This is a genomic window from Periweissella cryptocerci (assembly GCF_004358325.1).
Lineage (GTDB): Bacteria > Bacillota > Bacilli > Lactobacillales > Lactobacillaceae > Periweissella > Periweissella cryptocerci.
The window spans coordinates 2,391,079-2,411,026 of the sequence record NZ_CP037940.1 but is presented as its reverse complement, the minus strand read 5'-3'; the positions used below and the strand labels follow the sequence as shown (position 1 = coordinate 2,411,026).

The 19,948-nt window shown below is 41.1% G+C and carries 22 protein-coding genes; 1 reads left to right on the top strand and 21 read right to left on the bottom strand.

Translation table 11 applies throughout. From position 1 onward, the window contains the following. Positions 1-54: 54 nt before the first annotated feature. From EQG49_RS10675 to EQG49_RS10595, 17 genes are all read right to left on the bottom strand, one after another. On the bottom strand, positions 55-1,002 hold the full coding sequence (locus tag EQG49_RS10675; protein ID WP_133363949.1) for a PTS system mannose/fructose/sorbose family transporter subunit IID: 948 nt from the start codon (positions 1,000-1,002) through the stop codon (positions 55-57). A gap of 17 nt (positions 1,003-1,019) precedes the next feature. Next, a complete protein-coding gene (locus tag EQG49_RS10670) occupies positions 1,020-1,832 on the bottom strand; it encodes a PTS mannose/fructose/sorbose transporter subunit IIC (RefSeq protein WP_133363948.1) in 813 nt (270 codons plus the stop codon). A gap of 84 nt (positions 1,833-1,916) precedes the next feature. Further along, positions 1,917-2,900 carry a mannose/fructose/sorbose PTS transporter subunit IIB gene (locus tag EQG49_RS10665; RefSeq protein ID WP_133363947.1) on the bottom strand — a complete coding sequence of 328 codons (984 nt, stop codon included), beginning with the start codon at positions 2,898-2,900 and terminating at the stop codon, positions 1,917-1,919. A 119-nt stretch (positions 2,901-3,019) separates the two neighbouring features. Then, complete coding sequence (locus tag EQG49_RS10660) at positions 3,020-4,048, bottom strand: zinc-binding alcohol dehydrogenase family protein (RefSeq protein ID WP_133363946.1); 1,029 nt, start codon at positions 4,046-4,048, stop codon at positions 3,020-3,022. Between the two features lie 174 nt (positions 4,049-4,222). Further along, positions 4,223-4,429 carry a YqgQ family protein gene (locus EQG49_RS10655; RefSeq protein ID WP_133364583.1) on the bottom strand — a complete coding sequence of 69 codons (207 nt, stop codon included), beginning with the start codon at positions 4,427-4,429 and terminating at the stop codon, positions 4,223-4,225. Between the two features lie 55 nt (positions 4,430-4,484). After that, positions 4,485-5,180 carry a rhomboid family intramembrane serine protease gene (locus EQG49_RS10650; protein ID WP_423245963.1) on the bottom strand — a complete coding sequence of 232 codons (696 nt, stop codon included), beginning with the start codon at positions 5,178-5,180 and terminating at the stop codon, positions 4,485-4,487. A 16-nt stretch (positions 5,181-5,196) separates the two neighbouring features. Further along, a complete protein-coding gene (locus EQG49_RS10645) occupies positions 5,197-5,739 on the bottom strand; it encodes a 5-formyltetrahydrofolate cyclo-ligase (protein ID WP_243115707.1) in 543 nt (180 codons plus the stop codon). A 1,025-nt stretch (positions 5,740-6,764) separates the two neighbouring features. After that, entirely contained in the window at positions 6,765-8,045 is a 1,281-nt protein-coding gene (locus EQG49_RS10640) for a dicarboxylate/amino acid:cation symporter (protein WP_133363945.1), read from the bottom strand. Positions 8,046-8,150: 105 nt separating this feature from the next. Beyond that, positions 8,151-9,503 (bottom strand): amino acid permease, encoded by a 1,353-nt coding sequence (locus EQG49_RS10635; protein ID WP_133363944.1) that lies wholly within the window; start codon positions 9,501-9,503, stop codon positions 8,151-8,153. A 217-nt stretch (positions 9,504-9,720) separates the two neighbouring features. Further along, complete coding sequence (gene dnaJ / locus EQG49_RS10630) at positions 9,721-10,836, bottom strand: molecular chaperone DnaJ (RefSeq protein ID WP_133363943.1); 1,116 nt, start codon at positions 10,834-10,836, stop codon at positions 9,721-9,723. A gap of 146 nt (positions 10,837-10,982) precedes the next feature. Next, positions 10,983-12,806, bottom strand: a complete 1,824-nt coding sequence (gene dnaK / locus EQG49_RS10625) for a molecular chaperone DnaK (protein WP_133363942.1) — start codon at positions 12,804-12,806, stop codon at positions 10,983-10,985. A gap of 73 nt (positions 12,807-12,879) precedes the next feature. Then, complete coding sequence (gene grpE, locus EQG49_RS10620) at positions 12,880-13,434, bottom strand: nucleotide exchange factor GrpE (RefSeq protein ID WP_133363941.1); 555 nt, start codon at positions 13,432-13,434, stop codon at positions 12,880-12,882. A 12-nt stretch (positions 13,435-13,446) separates the two neighbouring features. Beyond that, positions 13,447-14,493, bottom strand: a complete 1,047-nt coding sequence (gene hrcA / locus EQG49_RS10615; RefSeq protein ID WP_133363940.1) for a heat-inducible transcriptional repressor HrcA — start codon at positions 14,491-14,493, stop codon at positions 13,447-13,449. A 282-nt stretch (positions 14,494-14,775) separates the two neighbouring features. Next, a complete protein-coding gene (locus EQG49_RS10610; RefSeq protein ID WP_165964874.1) occupies positions 14,776-15,237 on the bottom strand; it encodes a DDE-type integrase/transposase/recombinase in 462 nt (153 codons plus the stop codon). A gap of 8 nt (positions 15,238-15,245) precedes the next feature. Beyond that, positions 15,246-15,560 carry an IS3 family transposase gene (locus EQG49_RS10605; RefSeq protein WP_165964873.1) on the bottom strand — a complete coding sequence of 105 codons (315 nt, stop codon included), beginning with the start codon at positions 15,558-15,560 and terminating at the stop codon, positions 15,246-15,248. Positions 15,561-15,903: 343 nt separating this feature from the next. Next, positions 15,904-16,161 (bottom strand): helix-turn-helix domain-containing protein, encoded by a 258-nt coding sequence (locus tag EQG49_RS10600; RefSeq protein ID WP_133363937.1) that lies wholly within the window; start codon positions 16,159-16,161, stop codon positions 15,904-15,906. Positions 16,162-16,239: 78 nt separating this feature from the next. Next, entirely contained in the window at positions 16,240-16,854 is a 615-nt protein-coding gene (locus EQG49_RS10595) for an NAD(P)H-dependent oxidoreductase (RefSeq protein ID WP_133363936.1), read from the bottom strand. A 143-nt stretch (positions 16,855-16,997) separates the two neighbouring features. Between EQG49_RS10595 and EQG49_RS10590 the strand changes: the two genes are divergently transcribed. Continuing rightward, positions 16,998-17,525, top strand: a complete 528-nt coding sequence (locus tag EQG49_RS10590; protein WP_133363935.1) for a TetR/AcrR family transcriptional regulator — start codon at positions 16,998-17,000, stop codon at positions 17,523-17,525. Between the two features lie 350 nt (positions 17,526-17,875). Here EQG49_RS10590 and EQG49_RS10585 read toward each other — a convergent pair whose 3' ends face one another. From EQG49_RS10585 to EQG49_RS10570, 4 genes are all read right to left on the bottom strand, one after another. Further along, positions 17,876-18,424: a GNAT family N-acetyltransferase gene (locus EQG49_RS10585; RefSeq protein WP_133363934.1), complete on the bottom strand. Its 549-nt coding sequence runs from the start codon at positions 18,422-18,424 to the stop codon at positions 17,876-17,878. Positions 18,425-18,445: 21 nt separating this feature from the next. After that, positions 18,446-19,087 (bottom strand): SdpI family protein, encoded by a 642-nt coding sequence (locus EQG49_RS10580; RefSeq protein WP_133363933.1) that lies wholly within the window; start codon positions 19,085-19,087, stop codon positions 18,446-18,448. Continuing rightward, entirely contained in the window at positions 19,071-19,349 is a 279-nt protein-coding gene (locus tag EQG49_RS10575; RefSeq protein WP_133363932.1) for an autorepressor SdpR family transcription factor, read from the bottom strand. Before EQG49_RS10575 ends, EQG49_RS10580 begins: the two co-directional genes overlap by 17 nt. Before the next feature lie 197 nt (positions 19,350-19,546). Next, the gene (locus EQG49_RS10570) at positions 19,547-19,909 is read right to left on the bottom strand and encodes a hypothetical protein (protein WP_133363931.1); all 363 of its coding nucleotides are present in this window, start codon (positions 19,907-19,909) and stop codon (positions 19,547-19,549) included. Positions 19,910-19,948 lie beyond the last annotated feature (39 nt).

Below are 19,948 nucleotides of genomic sequence, written 5' to 3'. Positions count from 1 at the left end.
ATATCAGGTTAGTAACACCGTTAATCCACTATTTTTTGTAATTTGATTGGATTATTAACCCAAGAGTCCAACCCAGTAACCAAGAATACCAACGACGAACAAGCCGACGATAATCCAGATTGGGTTAACCTTCTTGCGAAGTAACCACAAGACAAGGAACATCAAGAGTAATGGCATCAAACCAGGAAGTAATGTGTTAAAGATATCTTGCAAAGTGGTAATTTTGTGAGTATCAATTAACTTACCTGAAACCACTTGGTCGTAAACATTCCGAATTTGTGATGCTGAAAGCTTACCTGAGTTAGCTTTATCCACGATTGATGAAAGATCAATCACGTTCTTAGAATCGTTCTTAACCTTTGAGATAACCATTGGGAAGTTCATAGTTGTCCAACGAGGTACCAGCACACCCATGATGAACATACCCAAAATTGAAGCACCTTGAGTAATTTTTTGCATCATACCACCACCCAAATCTTGGGTGATGTTCATTCCTTGCTTGTATCCAAGCGCTTGGGTGTACCAGAGGAATGACATCCGGATAAGGTTCCAGAGGACGAAGAAAATGATTGGTCCCATGATGTTTTGTGATAACGCAAGTGAAGCCGCAAATGCCCCGATAACAGGTCGTAAAGTTCCCCAGAAAATTGGGTCACCGACACCGGCTAATGGTCCCATCATACCGACCTTAACCCCGTTAATCGCTTCATCATCAATTTCGGCACCATTGGCGCGTTGTTCTTCAAGGGCTAATTCAACCCCCAAAATTGGTGATGCAACATATGGGTGCGTGTTAAAGAATTCCAAGTGACGCTTCAAAGCTGCCGCGCGGTCTTCTTTAGTTTTGTACAAACGCTTGATAGCTGGAATCATTGAGAATGCCCAACCAACGTTTTGCATCCGTTCATAGTTCCAAGAACCTTGCAAGAACATACTACGCCACCACACTGAGCGCAGGTCTTTTTTCGTTAAATGTAAATCTTGATTTTGATTTTCAGTCATCGTATTTTCCCTCCGCTCTAGTAGTTGTTAAGAATTTCATCGATTGGGTCGCCACCAGCACTGCCTGAGCCGCTGTTGCCACCATTACCGCCATCACCACCGCCGTTAAACTTAGGTGAAAGTTGTAAGTACACAAGCGCCAAGACAAGACCGATAATACCCATAGCAATCAAGTTAATCTCAGTAACTGCTGACAAGGCAAAGCCAAGGAAGAAGAATGGCCACAAGTCAGGCGTTGCCATCATGTTAATAACCATGGCATAACCAACAACCACGATAAATCCACCCGCAACAGCCAAACCACCAGTAATTACTTCGGGAATTGCAGCCAAGGCATGACGAACTGGGTCAGCCCCAACTAAGATAACGACAACCATTGGAATCGCAATCCGTAAACCTTGAAGTACAATAGCACCAATGTGGACTGTTTCAACACCACGAATGTTACCCTTTTCAGCATAACCATCGGCAACGTGTGCCAAAGTCGTCGTCAACATCCGCACTAAGATAGTCAAAACTTGACCCGCAACGGCCAAAGGAATGGCAATCGCAATCCCAGTTTTAGGATCAACGTGTGCTGGTCCACAAACCAAGTAAGCCGAAACAACAGAAGCCAAAGCAGCATCTGGTGCAATCGCTGCCCCAACGTTCATCCAACCCAAGGCAATCAATTGCAAGGTTCCACCAAGGACAACCCCTTCCATTACATGCCCAGTTGCCAAACCAATTAAGGTTGCGGCAATAATTGGTTGGTGGAATTCAAATTCATCAAGAATCCCTTCAACCCCGGCAAGGAAAGCAATCAATACAACAAAAAATACTGATATCATGAATAATTCCTCCGAATAATAATGAGAACTAAATCAATGTTTAGATTCTCGATTGATAATATTTAATTTCGATAGATGCTACTGTTATTTGAAGCCTTTTTTTGCTAATAAATTGAATAGACTTTCACTTGAATCACTTGGAACTTTACGAACTTCAAATTTCACGCCTTGATCAGACATTTCCTTGTATGCATCAACATCGGCTTGATCAACCGCGATCGCATTAGTAATCATGGTCTTACCTTCTGTATATGACATTGAACCAATGTTAACTTCAGGGAACTTCACACCCGCATCAACGGCTTTTTGCACATCTTGTGGTGTTTCGAATAATAATAATGCTTTGACTGCTTTGAATCGAGGATCATCGTAAATTTCAATTAATTTAGAAATTGGAATAACGTTGGCCTTAACTCCGTGTGGTGCCGCTTGCACAATCAAAGTCTTCCGCAAATCATCTTTGGCAACTGAATCAGAAACCACGATGATTCGGTTTGGTCCAACATTTTTCGTCCAAGCAGTTGCAACCTGCCCGTGCAATAAACGTGAGTCAATCCGAACTAAACCAACGTTTAATTCTAATTTACCAGTATGTTCTGCTGGTGCAGTTGCACTTACAGCTGGTGTTTCTTCAGTTGTAGGAGCAGCTTCAGATGCTGGTGCTTCTTGTACCGTTTCTGGCAAACTCTTAACACCGTCTTGTGCAACTGGCACTAAATAGTGAGCAATTTCATGTGCGGTTGTCATTGAGAAACGTGCACCGTAAGCTTCGATTAACATGGGTAAGTTTAACCCCGTAACAATTGCCATCTTATCTTCGTGCTCTGCTTGAATCCGGCTAGCAGCGTTAAATGGTGATCCTCCCCACAAATCAATTAGAAACAGCACTTCATCTTCAGCATCGAATGCTTTGATTGCTGTATCAAACTTAGCCATTAAATCATCAGGTCCTTCATCAGGCATAAAAGTGACAACTTGCACTTTTTCTTGTTCCCCGAAGATCATTTGCCCAGACTGCTTAATTCCCGCGGCAAATTCACCGTGGCTGGCAATAATAATTCCGACCATATCTTAATCTCCCTTTCACTCGTTCGTTAATTGAATACAAGAATTATCTTATAGAAAATAGACACTTTTGTAAAGCGCTTTCATAAATTCTTCACACTTTCAGAAAATCTTTACATTTTCTACACAAATTGACCGCTCAAGACGATTTTTCCAATCATTTTATCCGCCTCAACTTGGGCATGTGCAGTCCGTAGATTTGCCAAACTAATCGCATCAAGCTCTTTAGTTAAAGTTGACACTAAAATTCCGTCATCCAAAAGGCGTGCGATTTCCGCTAAATATTCACCTTGTGAAGTCAGCTGATAGTCATAGTTACCCTTGGCAAACATAAATTCCCAGTCGAAACTGACACTTTTGTTCTTAATTAATGACATTGGTAATGGATCAACTGCTTCAACAATCGCACCAATGTGGCCAAACGGTGCAATTAATTTGGCAGCATTTGGAAAGTGACGTTCAGTTGAATGCAACAATGCAATATAATCAACCGCATCAAAACCGAGTTCGCTAAGGGCTGCCACATAATCTTCACGGTGGTTAACCACAAAATCAGCACCCATTTTTTCAACCCAAGCCACTGTTTCTGGTCGTGAGGCAGTGGCAATTACGGTCATACCTAACCACTTGGCAAGTTGAATCATCACTGAACCAACACCACCAGCACCATTAATGACCAACAAAGTTTCACCATCATGCGCATCGGCCGCGGGGGTCATGCCCATCTTTTCAAACATTAATTCAAATGCGGTCAAACTTGTCAGGGGCATTGCCGCAGCCTCGGCATTGGTCAAGGTTTCCGGTTTAATCGCTACGACGGCTTCATCGACTAATTGATACTCAGCGTCACTACCGGCACGTTTCATCACGCCGGCGTAGAAGACTTGCTCACCAACGATAAACTTAGTTACCGCCTCACCAACTGCGACAACTTCACCGACAGCATCGTATCCATAGATATGCGCTTTTTCGCTTTTAGGCAACGTGCTTCGGAGCTTCGCATCAACGGGGTTAACAGAAACTGCCTTAACCTTAACTAAAATATCATGCCCTTCAGGTTGAACTAATGGTAATTCCACGTACTGCAGTGCATTGGTATCTGCGATTGGTAATCCTTCATAGGCTCCAATTGCTCGAAATACATCAGACATTTACGATTCTCCTTTGATAGTTATTCTTTCACAAGCTCCATTATACCGATTTTGGGTAAGCGCATACAAGTTTTGCGATTATTTCAATATTGGTATACCAAAAATCGCATTGCTAAATAGTTTGTCAAATACAAAAAGCCCACGTTTTAACAACGTGAGCTTTTTACCTATTTGTTAATCGGTCGGTTGTTTTTCTTCAAGCGAATGCTCATGTAGTAAAATAATTTTCACACGAGCGTACTCTTTATCACTAATCAGACCGGATTTGTGCATGTTATCAATTTCAAGTGCTGCTAGTTCAATATCCCATAATCGTTTCCCGACGTGGATAAAAATATCATATTTCTTGAGCAACTGTAGCACATCGTAGTAGGTATTCATCATGTACCTTTACCTCATCATTTCATTAATTTCGGTTGCTTAGTTCGTTACCATTTTATCCAAAAAGGCCAAAGTTCATCGCCACAAAGACAATCGCTAACAGTAATACTACCCCAAGGATACGCTTATACTTACTGATCGTACCAACGCTTTTAGGGACACTGACCATATATGCGGCGAGGAACCCGGTGAATAATCCACCTAAATGTCCAAAATTATCCATGCCAGAATTGGGAACAAACCCCGAAGCCAAATTCAAAATGATAAAAATAATAAATGTCTGTGTTTGCCGGCGGACATAGGGATTTTCCCAGAATGATTCCCCAACCATTAAGAAAGCACCAAACAAACCAAAAATTGCGGTTGAAGCACCAGCAGCAACAGATTCAGGCGCAAAGACGGCACTTGCGATATTTCCACCAATTCCGGCAATCATGTAGATAACAATAAAACGCCAATGACCAAAAATTCGCTCTAACACATTCCCAATGAAGAACAAGGTAATCATGTTCAAAAGAATGTGTTCCATCCCAATATGGATAAAAATGGGATTAATCAACCGATACCATTGCCCCTGTTCAATGATTAATGGTGCATAGTCGGCTCCCCAACGGATTAAATTTTCAATACTAGTAGTTCCACCAGTTAATGTCATCAGTCCAAAAACAATGACATTCATGATAACTAAAATATAAGTTACAAATGGAGCAAGTTTGAAGCGATTCCAATAGTACGTCATTTGTTGATTCAAATTATTAATTTCCTTTTTATTTTTTTAGTAAGATATCAACGGCTTGATCGAATTTTTCGATTGGCCAATCAGCTGTCGGAACAACCATTTCTGGCAAGGCCATACTCAATGTTACACCAGCAAACTTGGCTAAGAAACGATCATAATAACCCCCGCCAAAGCCCAAACGCAACTGAGTATCAGCCGCAAATCGTAACCCTGGGACAATCAGTAAATCAATATCTTCTGGGACAACTGCCGATGACTCAACTGGTTCCGACAGGCCAAAATCATTTTGGATTAGTGGTGTTTGCACATCATATTCAAAAAAAGCCAACTGACGATGGGGCATTACTTTTGGCAAGGTCACTCGTTTCCCTTCAGCCCAAGCTGCCATGATAATTGGCAACGTTGGTAATTCAACTGGAACACTATAAGTCACGCCGATTGTCTTGGCATTCTTCCAAGCTGGTAAGCCTTCTAGCTCCGATAATAATACCTTAACTTGTGCCATTTTTGTAGTTGGCGTCAGTTGATCCAATTCTGCCAGCACTTCCGTACGCATTGTCTGCTTATCCATGGCTATTCCTCACTTGTCTATCAACATCTATGTACCATTATAACATGAAGTATTTCGCAACATGCATGTCCAACAGAGACCAAATGACGATTGGCAGCTTTACCATAACGAATTAAGTGAGCTATATCAATGACTTCTGCGGATTATGTTGGGTAAAATTTTTCTAGCGTGGAATTTGGATATGCGTCTCAGATTGATTCCCACTACGAGGCTGGAACCAGTCTGGACACCATGACGGAAGACAAGCATTTGAAGCCACAGTGCGGTCTTCAAATGTTTGCGAAGCTTGGTTCGCTAACGCGGTAACCATCTTCACAAATCCATAATCAGTAACGAAACCCGTTACTGATTATGCCATCACGGTGCGAGCTAAAGTCCAGCCTGTTTCCAGCCTCTTCGTTAGTTTGAGCAGGCAGTCTGACTAGTAATATGCCCGCAATCCTTGTCGCTGCATGTTTAGCGTTAATCATACATCTCATCGCATTTTATAAATTCCAGGTCAGACGAAATAGAGCCGTTATTGTGGATTTGTCGTTTCTGTACTTTTCAATCATCGAATTACTGGGGTTCTACTATCAGTGTTATTTTTTCATGCTACTGTGACCTGTTTTTTCGCTAGTTTGAGAATTATTACTAACTAACGGAGTGGCGGTAAATTGCTTGGCGGGCGCAGCCTTTACACCACGACTGGGAAATATGTGTGTAGCACATATTTCCGCTGAGGATAAGATGAGGAGTCTTAGGAATTTATTCCTTAGACTCCCAGCTTGTCCGAACCGACCAAGACCGTACCGACCAAGACCGTACTTTGGCTTGGACGGCTGCTTCCAGCGTGGTGCGCCAAGCAATTTACCGGCACGCAGTGATCAATTTTATTCAATCCCACGTCAGACGAAATAGCTCCATTATGTTCCACACAGAAACCACTTGCCGCACGAAAAAAGCCTGCGTTCCACCGCATAATCGGGAGAACGCAGACTTACTTTTGAGGCTGGGCAAATTTCTTCCCAGCTCCTTGTAATTAACTATTTTTGTTTTTTAAACGAAGCGACATAAGCATCGTGTTGTGCCATATCGAACTCGCCTTCCGATTTACCAATCACCATTGTTGCCAATGAGTTACCAGCCACATTAACTGCTGTCCGTCCCATGTCAACTAACCGATCAATCCCAGCAATTAATGCTAACCCTGAAGCGGGAACACCAATTGTTGAGATGGTAGCTAGCAAGACCACAAATGACGCCCCTGGAACACCCGCCATGCCTTTTGAAGTGACCATTAGGACAACTAATAAGGTAATTTGTTGTCCAAGTGACAAGTGAATATGGTACGCCTGAGCTAAGAACAACGCAGCCAATGCTTGATAAATGGCAGAACCGTCCAGATTGAATGTATAACCAGTTGGGATGACAAATGATACCACCCCTTTGGAAACACCCAATTTTTGCGTTTTTTCAATCAAGCGAGGCAAGGTAGCTTCAGAACTCGCTGTAGTAAAAGCTAATATCAGTTCATCTTTAATTACCAATAAATTATCAAAAATATTAAAGCCAAAGATTTTAGCCACAATTCCCATAATTCCAATAATAAAGATTGCCATCGTAGCATAAGCCACCAAAATGAACAAACCAAGCGGCTTCAAGGAATTCAATCCAAGTTGGGCAACTGTGACCCCAATCAATCCAGCCACTCCAAATGGTGCAAGTTGCATCACCCAACTAGTAACTTTAAACATTGTTTCAGCAACCGCTTGTAAGAAATCAATAATGATTTGCCCACGTTCACCAATTGCCGCCACACCAAGCCCAAAGAAAACAGCAAAGAAAATGATTGGGAGCATATTTCCTGCGCTAAGTGCCGCAAATATATTGGTTGGCACAATGGTCATCAGAATATCGCCAATTCCATGATGCGATGCTTCCTTAGCTGAAGCAACATATTGTGAAATATCCGTTGCTTGTAAACTATGCAAATCTACCAGTGTCCCCACATGTGTGAGATTGGCCATCAATAACCCCAACGCTAACGCTACGGTTGACATGATTTCAAAGTAGATAAGTGTCTTACCACCAATCCGGCCGAGTTTGTGTAAATCGCCCATGTTGGCAATCCCAACCGTCAAACTTGAAACTACAATTGGCAGCACAATCATTGAAATCATATTAATGAATATGGTTCCCGTTCCCTGTGCTACACCGATAAACGTCTTGTTCTGGTAAAAGACTACCCCAAGAAGAATCCCGATGATTAGTCCCGCTAAAATCCGCCATCCTAATGACAGACGCAAAAATTTCCTATGCCTCATCCTTACTTCCTCACCTTTTCAAAGATACAAACTTTTCACACTGTTTAATAGTGTAATCTTCGTGAATTGGTAATGGAAGAGGAAACTTAAAATTCTCAGAATAAATTAATTTGTATTATCCAATTTGCGATGAGTTAACCGCCAAATGATCAAAATAGCAAACCAGGCGAGAGCACCAATTGCGGCCCACATTGTGGCCGCTTGTAGGAAAAGCACAACGAAAACAAATAATAAGAAGGCTAATGTTAAGTAATCGGTAATTGGAGCACCGGGCATCAAGAAACCATCTTTTGGTAACATCCCTTTCATTTGTTTACGATAACGTAAATGGGCCACTAACATCATGGCATAGATGACGATAAAAGTTGTCGTTGCAACAGAAGTAATAAAGCCAAAGACCTTACCTTGCATAACTCCATTCAAAACAACTGAAATCCCAACAATACCAACTGACAAGCTAATTGCACGGGCAGGAACTTGTGCGCGTGATAACTTGTGGAACCGGCTCTTCTCACTCGTCAAAGCAAACATCATCCGACCAGTTGTGAAAATTGAACTGTTCAATGCTGATGCTGCAGCAGTTAAAACAACCACATTAATAATTGCGGCCGCAGCTTTGATACCCGCTGCACTGAAAACTTGGACAAATGGTGATTCAGCACTTGAATATTGTGTCCATGGATAAATACTCATAATGGCGAGCAACGCACCAATGTAGAAAATTAATATCCGCGTTGGAATTTCATTAATGGCTTTAGGAATAATCTTCTTTGGATTCTTAGTTTCTGAGGCAGTTACCCCAACGATTTCAATTCCTAAGAATGCAAAGAAAACCATTTGAAAAGCTAAGATAAAGTTCTTCCCACCAGTTGGAAAGAAACCACCGTAGTTAACTAAATTTCCTAATGAAGCATGTCCCATCGGTGTCTTAAACCCAACGGCAACTAAAATCACCCCAGTTGCAATTAATGCAACAATCGCCACAATTTTGATTAAGGAGAACCAGAATTCAGTTTCCCCAAATGCCTTAACTGTGACTGAGTTCAATCCCCATAAAACAAGTAGGAAAATCAAATCAGGAATCCACTGTGGTACCCCTGGAAGCCAAAATTGAACATATGCGCCAATTGCTGTTAATTCAGCCATCGCAATCGTAATCCAGCTAATCCAATACGTCCATCCGACGATATATCCAGCGTCCTTACCAACATATTTTTCAATAAAGTTAACAAAACTATGTTGTTTAGTATCTGAAACCAATAATTCACCAAGTGCACGCATGATGAAAAACGCAAACACCCCGGTGATTAAATAAACAAACAAGATTGCTGGTCCTGCCATCTTAATTGATGAACCGGCTCCCATGAATAATCCGGTTCCAATCGTCCCCCCAAGTGCAATAAGCTGCACATGTCGATTCTTTAATTCACGTGCCATTTCTGGTTTTTCGACTGCCATAAAATTCCCCATTCCTTTTTCGTATGTTACTTAGTTTACTCGTCTTTTTAAGATGAAACAAACGATTATATTTCATCTTTTGAATGAACGGAATTCATGTTACTTACAATCAAATTATTTAGTACCCAATTTTTGGTTGATAAACCCAAGGCCCCCCTCCTCAAAAATAAAAAAAGGCCCTGAATTAAATTCAGAGACCTTAAATTGATTATGCTTATTAACCAAACAATCCGCCAGATTTTGGAATACGATCGCCACCGGCTTCAGCAAATGCCTTCAACGCCTTCTTTTGATCCTTATTCAAGCTCTTTGGCACAGCCACGTTGACTGTTACATGTTGGTCACCATTTCCACTACCACGGAGTTTAGGCGCACCTTTTCCCTTTAAGCGGAAGTTAGTGCCGTTTTGTGTTCCTGCTGGAATCTTCATCTTCACTTCACCATGCACAGTCTTCACGAGCACTTCGTCACCCAACGCAGCTTGAACAAAGCTGATTGGCAGCTTAAAGTAAATTTCAGCGCCATCACGATCAAATTCCTTCGATGTTTGTACACGGAAAATCACATACAAATCACCATAAGGACCACCATGGGTTCCGGCTTCACCTTGGCTGTTTAGACGCATTTGTTGGCCATCTTCAACCCCGGCTGGAACCGTAACCTTAACTTCGTGATCTTGCGTCGTGTGGCCTGAACCACCACAAGTTTCACATTTGTCAGTGATTTCTTGCCCAGTACCACCACAAACGTCACAAGTTGATTGTGTTTGCATGCGGCCAAGTGGTGTGTTTTGGACAACGTTGATATATCCTGAACCACCACACTTGCGACATGTAATTGGAGATGTTCCTGGTTTTGCACCAGTACCGTCACACGTTTTACAATTAGCTTCACGTGTATATTTAATCGTGGTTTCTTTACCAAAGATGGCTTCTTCAAACTTTAAATCCATTTGGTATTGTAAATCACGGCCAGCTTGTGGACCGGCTGGATTACGGCGACCTCCGCCGCCTCCGCCACCAAACATTTGACTGAAGATATCTTCAAAACCACCACCGAAGCCGCCTCCGCCGCCATAACTTTGACCGCCGCCACCGAAACCGCCAAATCCTTGTGGACCTTCAGCTGATCCATATTGATCAAAGTTTGAACGCTTCGTTTCATCACCAACTGTTTCATAGGCTTCTTGAACGTCCTTATAATGATCTTCAGCACCAGCCTCATGGTTAATATCTGGGTGATATTTCTTAGAAAGCTTGCGGTAGGCTTTTTTAATTTCATCTTGAGATGCGTCACTTGCGACACCTAATGTGTCATATGGATTACTTGCCATTCCCTGATCCCCTTTTATTTTCAACTTAACTATCGTTCTATTCTATCATGAATTGATAAAAAGCGACGTTTTCATTAATCTCCATGTTTAACGCGGAAAGCGGGCTTAGGAAAATTCCTAAACCCACTTCCTATTAACGATTAATATTATTTGTTATCTGGGTCAACTTCTTCGAAATCGCCATCAACGGTGTTATCATCAGCGGCTTGTCCATCAGCAGGTTGGCCTTCTTGACCTTCTTGTGCTTGTTGGTACAACTTAACAGCTAAGTCTTGAGCCTTTTCGCTCAAAGCATCCTTCTTAGCCTTCATGTCTTCGATGTTGTCGTCTGCTTGGGCAGCCTTCAACGCATCAAGAGCTTCTTGAGTTGGCTTGATTTCTTCTTCAGAAACCTTACCATCAACGTCCTTAATTGTCTTTTCCGTTTGGAAGATTAATTGGTCAACTTCATTACGGAGTTCAACTTCTTCCTTACGCTTTGCATCAGCTTCTTGGTTAGCTTCTGCATCCTTCATCATCTTTTCAATTTCTTCATCTGATAAACCAGAGTTTGACTTGATAGTGATGTTTTGTTCCTTGTTAGTACCAAGGTCCTTAGCAGACACATTTACGATACCGTTCTTATCAATATCGAACTTAACTTCGATTTGTGGGATTCCTCGTGGAGCTGCAGGAATGTCGTTAAGTTGGAAACGACCTAATGTCTTGTTATCGGCAGACATTGGACGTTCACCTTGAAGCACGTGGATATCAACAGCTGGTTGGTTATCAGCAGCAGTTGAGAACACTTGTGACTTAGAAGTTGGAATTGTAGTGTTACGGTCAATCAACTTAGTGAAGACCCCACCCATAGTTTCAATACCAAGTGACAATGGTGTAACGTCAAGCAAGACGATATCCTTAACATCACCAGTCAACACACCACCTTGAACAGCGGCACCAAGGGCAACCGCTTCATCAGGGTTGATTGAGTGGTTAGGTTCCTTACCAGTTAACTTCTTAACTGATTCTTGAACAGCTGGAATACGAGTTGAACCACCGTTCAAGATAACTTCGTCGATGTCTGACATTGACAAACCAGCATCCTTTAAAGCGTTGCGTACTGGGCCTTCAGCGCGTTCAATCAAATCAAGTGTCAATTGGTTGAACTTAGCACGTGAAAGTGTCAATGACACGTTCACTGGACCGTTATCAGTTGATGCGATAAATGGCAAGTCAATGTCAGCTGAAGTTGATGATGACAAAGTCTTCTTAGCAGTTTCAGCAGCATCCTTCAAACGTTGGAGGGCCATCGTATCGTTTGAAAGGTCAACGCCTTCACCATTCTTGATTTCAGTGAGCATCCAGTCCATGATCTTTTCGTCGAAGTCATCCCCACCAAGGTGAGTATCACCATTAGTTGAGAGCACATCGAACACACCATCACCTAATTCAAGGATTGAAACATCAAAAGTACCACCACCCAAGTCATAAACAAGGATTTTTTCATCGTGATCTAACTTGTCCATACCGTATGCCAAAGCAGCAGCAGTTGGTTCGTTAATAATCCGTTCAACTTGCAAGCCAGCAATCTTACCAGCGTCCTTAGTTGCTTGACGTTGGGCATCGTTGAAGTATGCAGGCACAGTAATAACAGCTTGTGTAACTTCTTCACCCAAGTAATCTTCAGCATAACCCTTGATGTAGCTCAAAACTTTAGCTGAAATTTCTTGTGGTGTGAACTTCTTACCATCGATGTCTACCTTGTAGTCTTCACCCATGTGACGCTTGATTGATGAAACCGTGTTCTTGTTGATAACGGCTTGACGCTTGGCTGCCTTACCAACGATTTCTTCGCCGTTCTTAAATGAAACAACTGAAGGAGTAGTACGGTCACCATCTGGGTTAGTAATAATCTTAGGTTCGTTACCTTCCATTACTGCGACTGCTGAGTTAGTAGTACCTAAATCAATACCAATAATTTTTGCCATTGTATGCTTTACCTCTTTTTATATAGTTTTTTCGGTTGTAATTTTCACCGAAGTTATTTTGTTAATTTAAATTTTATTGTGCAACACTAACCATTGCTGGTCGGATAACACGATCCTTCAATACGTAGCCTTTTTGCATTACTGAGACGATTGTATCTGCAGCATGTTCATTATCAGCTGGTACGGATTGAATTGCTTGGTGGAAATCAGCATCAAACTTTTCACCGATTTCACCGACAACTTTAATATCATTGTCTTCCAAAGCCTTGTTCATGGTCTTTAACACCATTTCAACACCGGCCTTTAATTGCTTGGCCGCGTCATCGTCAGCTTCTACTGATAATGCTCGTTCCAAGTTATCAATCGCTGGCAAGATTGACTTGGCCAGTTTGGCACCTTCGTACTTCAACAATTGTTCCCGTTCTTTTTTAAAACGTGCATTCATGTTAGCCATTTCAGCTTGACCGCGGATATATTGATCTTCCACGACATCGTACTTAGCTTGAAGGTCAGCTAATGGATCAATTTCAAGCGCTTCGTCAACTTCAACGGTTTCGTCCTTTGAAGTATCAGTTGCTTCATCAACTGTCTTTTCTGTTTCTTCAACATTTTGGTTATCTTCTGCCATTCTGTACCTCCTTTACTCATCAAAGAATTGATAATAATTTAATAGTTTATTGGTTAGTTCTTGACGGAATGCTCCGAGTAAACCGATTGTCCGTGAATAAGGCATGCGGGTTGGTCCCAGGATGGCAATCATCCCTTTGCCATGATCACCGACATCATAATTAGCAGTCAGTAGTGAATAATTTTTCAATAGGTCATTGGAAATTTCATCGCCAATGCGGACTGAAACTGGTTTATTCGCATCTGAACCGCCCATGACGTCGTGCATGTCGGCCTTATTGTTTAACAACTGATACAGGTCCTTAATGGTATCGGAATCATCAACTCGACTAAAATCAAGCAAATTAAGCCGGCCACCAACGAAGAATTGATCTGATGCCGCGCGGTCAAGCACTTGCCCAAAGGTGTGTAAAAACCCCGATGGTGATTGCAAATACTGCCCGACTAACATCGGAATATCAGTCGCCAAACGATGGATAACGGTTTGAAGCGGTTGCCCGACTAACCGATCGTTCACGAGACGCACGATGGCTTCAAGTTGATCACCACTAACTTCACGCGGTACTGAGAATTGTTGACTTTCAACATCCCCATCATCAGTTACTAGAATCGCCATTACTTGGTGATTACCTAATGGAACTAAGCGAAAGCCCGAAAGCTTTGCATCAATTGCTTCAGGTTTAACTGCGAGTGCCGTAAACGAAGTTAACTGTGACAACATATTCGTTGATTGAGCGATAATTTCATCGACTTTGGCATAATTACCGACCATCGAATCACGAATCAAAGATAATTCTTGCTGACCAACCGATAAATCGATGTCGTTTAAATGATCAACATAATAACGATACCCAGCAACTGAAGGAATCCGGCCAGAACTTGTATGTTCCTTTTGAATTAAACCAGTTTCTTCTAGGGTCGCCATTTCATTACGAATGGTCGCTGAACTGACTGAGATTGGTAAACTCTCAACCAACGCTTTAGAGCCAACTGCGTGTCCTGTGTCAGTGTAAGAACGCACAATCGCCTTCAAGATTAACTTTTGACGATCTGTTAACATATCTTTCACCTCACTTTAGCACTCGTTACTACTAAGTGCTAACAAGTAATATAATACTCTAATGTCAGCATTTGTCAAAGTGTTTGTCTCATTTTTTTAAAGAAATTTGTCAGCCCTTGTGGCTGTAAGAATCTCAGTTGCTACTTTTTAGTCAGCTTTAGTCAAACAATGTCTAAAATCCATAATAAATCACAATTTCATGCATCTGTGGGCGCTTTTTTCAACGCAAAATAAAAAGGTGCTAAAAGTGAAGGGCTCCAAAAAACTTAGACAATTTAATATTTATGCCGCAAGGGCTTGATTCCGAATTTCAACAGGGGTCAAGCCCTTGTTTTTTCGTGAGATGCGAACGTTGTTGAACCGTGAGACATATCGCGAAAAGCTTTCTTTGAATTGATCAATTGATACGAATTCTTTTCGCCAAATGAATTCACGTTTAGCCAAGCTAAAGAAACTTTCCATTGGCGCATTATCCAAACAGTTTCCTTTACGAGACATGCTTTGAATTAAACCTACTTCATCTAGGCGGTTTTGGTAACGTGGGAGTTGATACAGTGTTCCTTGGTCGCTATGCAGAATTGGTTGGACATCATCGGGTAATACTTGTTGTAATTGATCAACACAGGCGGTTACTTGTGCCATATTTGGTGACGTCCGAATATCATATGCCAATATTTCTTTGCTATACATGTCGATAATCGCAGCTAAATATAGTTTGGTACCTAATAAATTTATTTGAGTCACATCAGTGGTTAACACGGTGTACGGCTTGTGTACCACAAAACTTTACTCTTACGCCCACTTGTAACTACGTAGTCACGACGAACTAGGTTCTCAGCGACTTTTCCGTGCTCTCCTTTGTAAGATGAAAACTTGCCAGATTTTGTCCAGTAACACGTTGGCATTAGCTTGATTGAACGCATAATACGGCGGACAGTTTCATCATCGAAGACATAGCCAAATAAGAATAGTTCATCTTGGATCCGGCGATAACCATAAGTTTCATCACTACCAGCGTAAAGCCATTTAATAAGATCTTTGACTTCACTATATTTGTCGTAATTCAAACGTGCTCGATTGTAGTAAAATGTCTTGCGATTTAAACCTATGAACTCAAGTAAATCTTCCAGTTTTGAATTGATTGCCTTAACGATTTCAACTACTTTGCGTAAGTTCTTTATTTCGTTTGCTTTCCATCGCCAAGGCTTCTAATTTTTTTGAGACCGCTAGCTCCAATTCGGCCACGGTAAAAGTCGCTTGTTTTAACTCTAGATTCTCTGAATTAACTTGTCAGTTTCAGATTTAGTTGTTGGGTTTAGGATTTGTCATTATGCTTATTAGGCCCTGCCTCGCCTTGGGCTTTTTAGCGCAATCAATTCGCCTACATCGAATCGCGTTTGGCCCAGTGAATCACCATACTCGGTTCAATGCGCATGTAATGCTTAAGCCATTAGTTAACATAATAGATAGCTTTTCATTACCATCAAAAAATCTCTTTGATTGCTTACGCTTTAATGAATCAAAACCATGAAGTTCTGCTTTTCTGATCCAACGCCTTATCACTGAATCAGGAATGTTATATTTCTTACTCAATCCGCGCTGGCTAATACTTCCAGTTCGATATTCTTTCACTATCTCAATTTTTTGTTCGATTGTATATTTTGCCATAATAAAAGGGCTCCAAGTCAGTTAGATTTTGTCTAACTTTCTTGGAGCCCTTCAAAATATTCACCTCTTTAGCGCCTTCTATTTGAGTTTATTTTTGACATTAGCTAAAAGTTTTTCCCGCCTATTGGTAGGCTGACTCGCAACGGCAGCGTAATTTTGCCACTTTAGTTGGTGAATCCCCATTTTATGAAAGGTGCCGCGAAATATTGATTTCACCACCGGACTCCCAAATATCACTCGGTACAATAAGTTTGGCGTCGCCATCGTCGTTAGTAAGTGCACGCGTTCTAACTGTGTAAATTGATGCTTAAACAGATGTGTGTGTTGATCTTCAATGTAAACAATGCCTTTTGCAAAAACTTTATCAAAGAAACCTTTCATCATTGCCGGCATCGTTTCCCACCAAATTGGAAACACAAAAACTAACTCATGAGCATTTAAAATTTTTGCCTGATAAATTCTAATCTGTTCGTTAATTGGTTCTTTCTGCCGCCAAGCAACTAAATCTTCAGCATGCATAACCGGATCAAAGTTCTCAACATGTAAATCAATTACATCAACATGATAACCTCTAGCTTGGTATGCTTCGACCGCCTGATGCGCCAACGCTGCTGTAAAGCTCCGATTATGGGGTTCATTTTCCCACGCCGTGGCTGTATATGGGTGATCAACAACAATTACAACATTTTTCATATCTATGTCTCCTGGTATCTTACGTGAATCGTACACATGTGAAATACCACCTTGGTATTCCTGTTACATTTGTTACACCCATTGTATAATGTAGATATATAATCAAGAAGATACAAAATATAGAAAATGTTACAGGTGAAATCATGGACGGATCAGCGCAAGGCGAACTTAGTAAAGATTGGATTATCAAAGCCCTTTTATCTTTGATGCAAGAAAAAGAATACCAAGCGATTAAAGTGACCGAGATTGCCAAACGTGCCGGTATCGCTCGGCTAACTTTCTATCGCCACTTCGCAACCAAAGAAGACGTGCTTCGTGAACGCTCACGCCAACTTTTTGCCGCTTACCAAGCTGATATTGACAACGCGCCAGCAAGTTTATCACTTGAACAAATTATTCGTTTAAGTTTTGAACATTTCGGTGCCCATGCCCCAGACAATACCTTACTAGTTAAAAATAATCTTACTTATATTTTTGAGCAAGAATTTTACACCTATTCATTACAGCTTGCCCAACACATTCCGATATTAGCAAGTTTAACTCCCACGCAGCGCAGTTTTTTCTTAGCTGGCTTTACCCGAGTCATCACAGATTGGATTCAAGTTAGTGAGCCACTACCAGCAGAGATACTAACTCAAGAAATCCTCGCACTAATTAATTTCCATGATTAGCCGCTCACTCTATCGCTTCGTTTAGTTCATAGAGTGAGAGTCTGAGACATAACTCCAGCCCACAAAATAAGACTGATTTCTCCTTATCGTAAGGTAGAAATCAGTCTTATTAACCATTCTATTTATTCTAGCGTGAAATTATCGTTTTCGTACTTTTCAATCATCGAATTACTGAATTTTTATTAGTCCTCAGTGTTTTTTCCATACTACTGAGGTCTGTGGTTTATAACGGTTTTCGCTAGTTTGAGTATTATACCTAACTAACGGAGTGGCCAATCCCATGTCAGACTAAATAGAGTCTTATTAACGAGCAAAAGGCTGTAAACCATCTTTTGTCGCACTTCTTATTGTTAATTAATTTGCTTTTTCATATGGTAATAATCATGCTCACCAATTTTTATTACGCCATCATCAACGAAGCCTTGGCGTAAGTACAATCGACGGGCATCTTCATTGGCAAAATCCACATTCAAACTAAAGTATGGTAATCCACTCGTAATTGCCAAGTTTTCAACATTTTTCATTAATGCGGAACCGATTCCTTGCCCACGGAACTCACTATCCGCCACCAGCATCTCGAGGTACCATTCGTCTGCTTGCGCCTCTTGATCAGGATGTAACTCATAATCACCCGTTTGTTCACGAATTACTTCGTCTGTTTTAGTTTCATTGTTACCATCGTATGAATACGCTGCCCCAACAATGTATCCATCTATTTCAGCGACCATTAATTTTGCAACAGCTTTCAACTTGGTTGACCCATAAATCTGACCAATTAGTGTATTACGTTTGGTTTCGCTCAGGTCGCGTAATTCCGCTAAATCCATTTGCCCAAATATAACGCCGAATAATTCCCCAATACGCTCATTGTCCGCTACTGTTGCTTCTCGAATAATCATTTACTTAATTTCCTCCCTAAATTACATTTCAAAGTGCTTGTGAAGCTTAATAGAATAAACAATTGGTACAACCACCGTTAGTATCATACTAATCACTAATGCACCAATTGCAAACATGACGTTCCACATCCCCAACACGCCACCGATAATAAATAGTAACCCACTAATCACCATCATAATGCCACCAAGTCGGTTGGTTTTTTGCCAATTTTCAGGATTGGTTAGCGTCGTTTTGAAGCGAAATCCCACTGTTCGATTAGGGCTAGCCTTAGGAATATAATTCCCTAGTACCATAAATATCACCCCAACTGTAATCATCACAATTGTCATAACATTTAGTTGATAACCTAATGCTGTTAATAGTGTCGTTGGTTGGAGGACAAGCGCCAACAACGGTACAATCCAAATGATAATTTCATTCAAGCGTTTATTTTTTTGCCGAGCATGTTCCCGTGTAATAAAAATTAAAAAATTCACAGCAATTAGCAATAGTGGCAAGAACACCACCCCAAATAGTTTACCCGCGTAATTATCTGGTAACCCATTCACATTGTAATGGATGGGAATCCGATTAGGCAACTGGTTGTACAACACTGCCCCCATAACTAACGGAATCAGCCCCACTACGGTCGGCCACCACATTTGTTTAATTTTCTTCATCATCCTCACCTGTCAATCCTTTCAACCAGAGCATTGCTTCCTCAAAAACACTGAGATTAAGTTCATAATAAATGAAATTTTTATATTTTGTTTCGCGAATCAAGTCACCTTGCCGCAGTTGAGCTAAGTGATGCGAAACCGTGGCATTGCTCAATGCAAAATGCTCACTGATTTCGCCTGCTGAATGGCGTCCATCTTTCAACAGCATTAGAATTTCACGGCGTACCGGATTCGCTAAAGCTTTTAATGTCGTCTGTAACCCCATGCCTTCACCTCACCTCTCTTATTTTGTCAAACAAACCTCCACAATCTATTTAGTGTTTTGCCTAAATAGATTATACCATAATATTTAGACAACTATCTAAATAGACTACAAAAACACACAGGCAAATCCCCCATCATTTATGGTTGACTTGCTTGTGCGTTACTAAAAAATGATAATTTTAACTTCTAAAATCCAATTTATGCTCGCTCGACGCCTGCACCAATCATAGCAATAATTAAGCCAATAACTGGATACCAACAAACTGGATAATTGCCTAACCCTTCCATCATTAGTACTGGCACGTTGGCAATTGCCAAACCTACAAACGTAATATCCGTCCATTTAGGACTTAAGTCGTGCATCGCCAGTAGGAGGATAATGCCAAAAGTGCATGCAATAATAATTGGGAATAAGGCAAATGCTATTTCGTGTGGTTGCGCCGCCAAAAATACGTCGTGAAATGGTTCGATATCATTAATTAACAAGATAAAGATTACTACACTGGCAATCACTAACAATATCCCCTCAACAATTTTTACTGTACTAACGTTTTTTATCATTTGCCACCAACCTTAACTACTCAATCATCTAGAAAACCC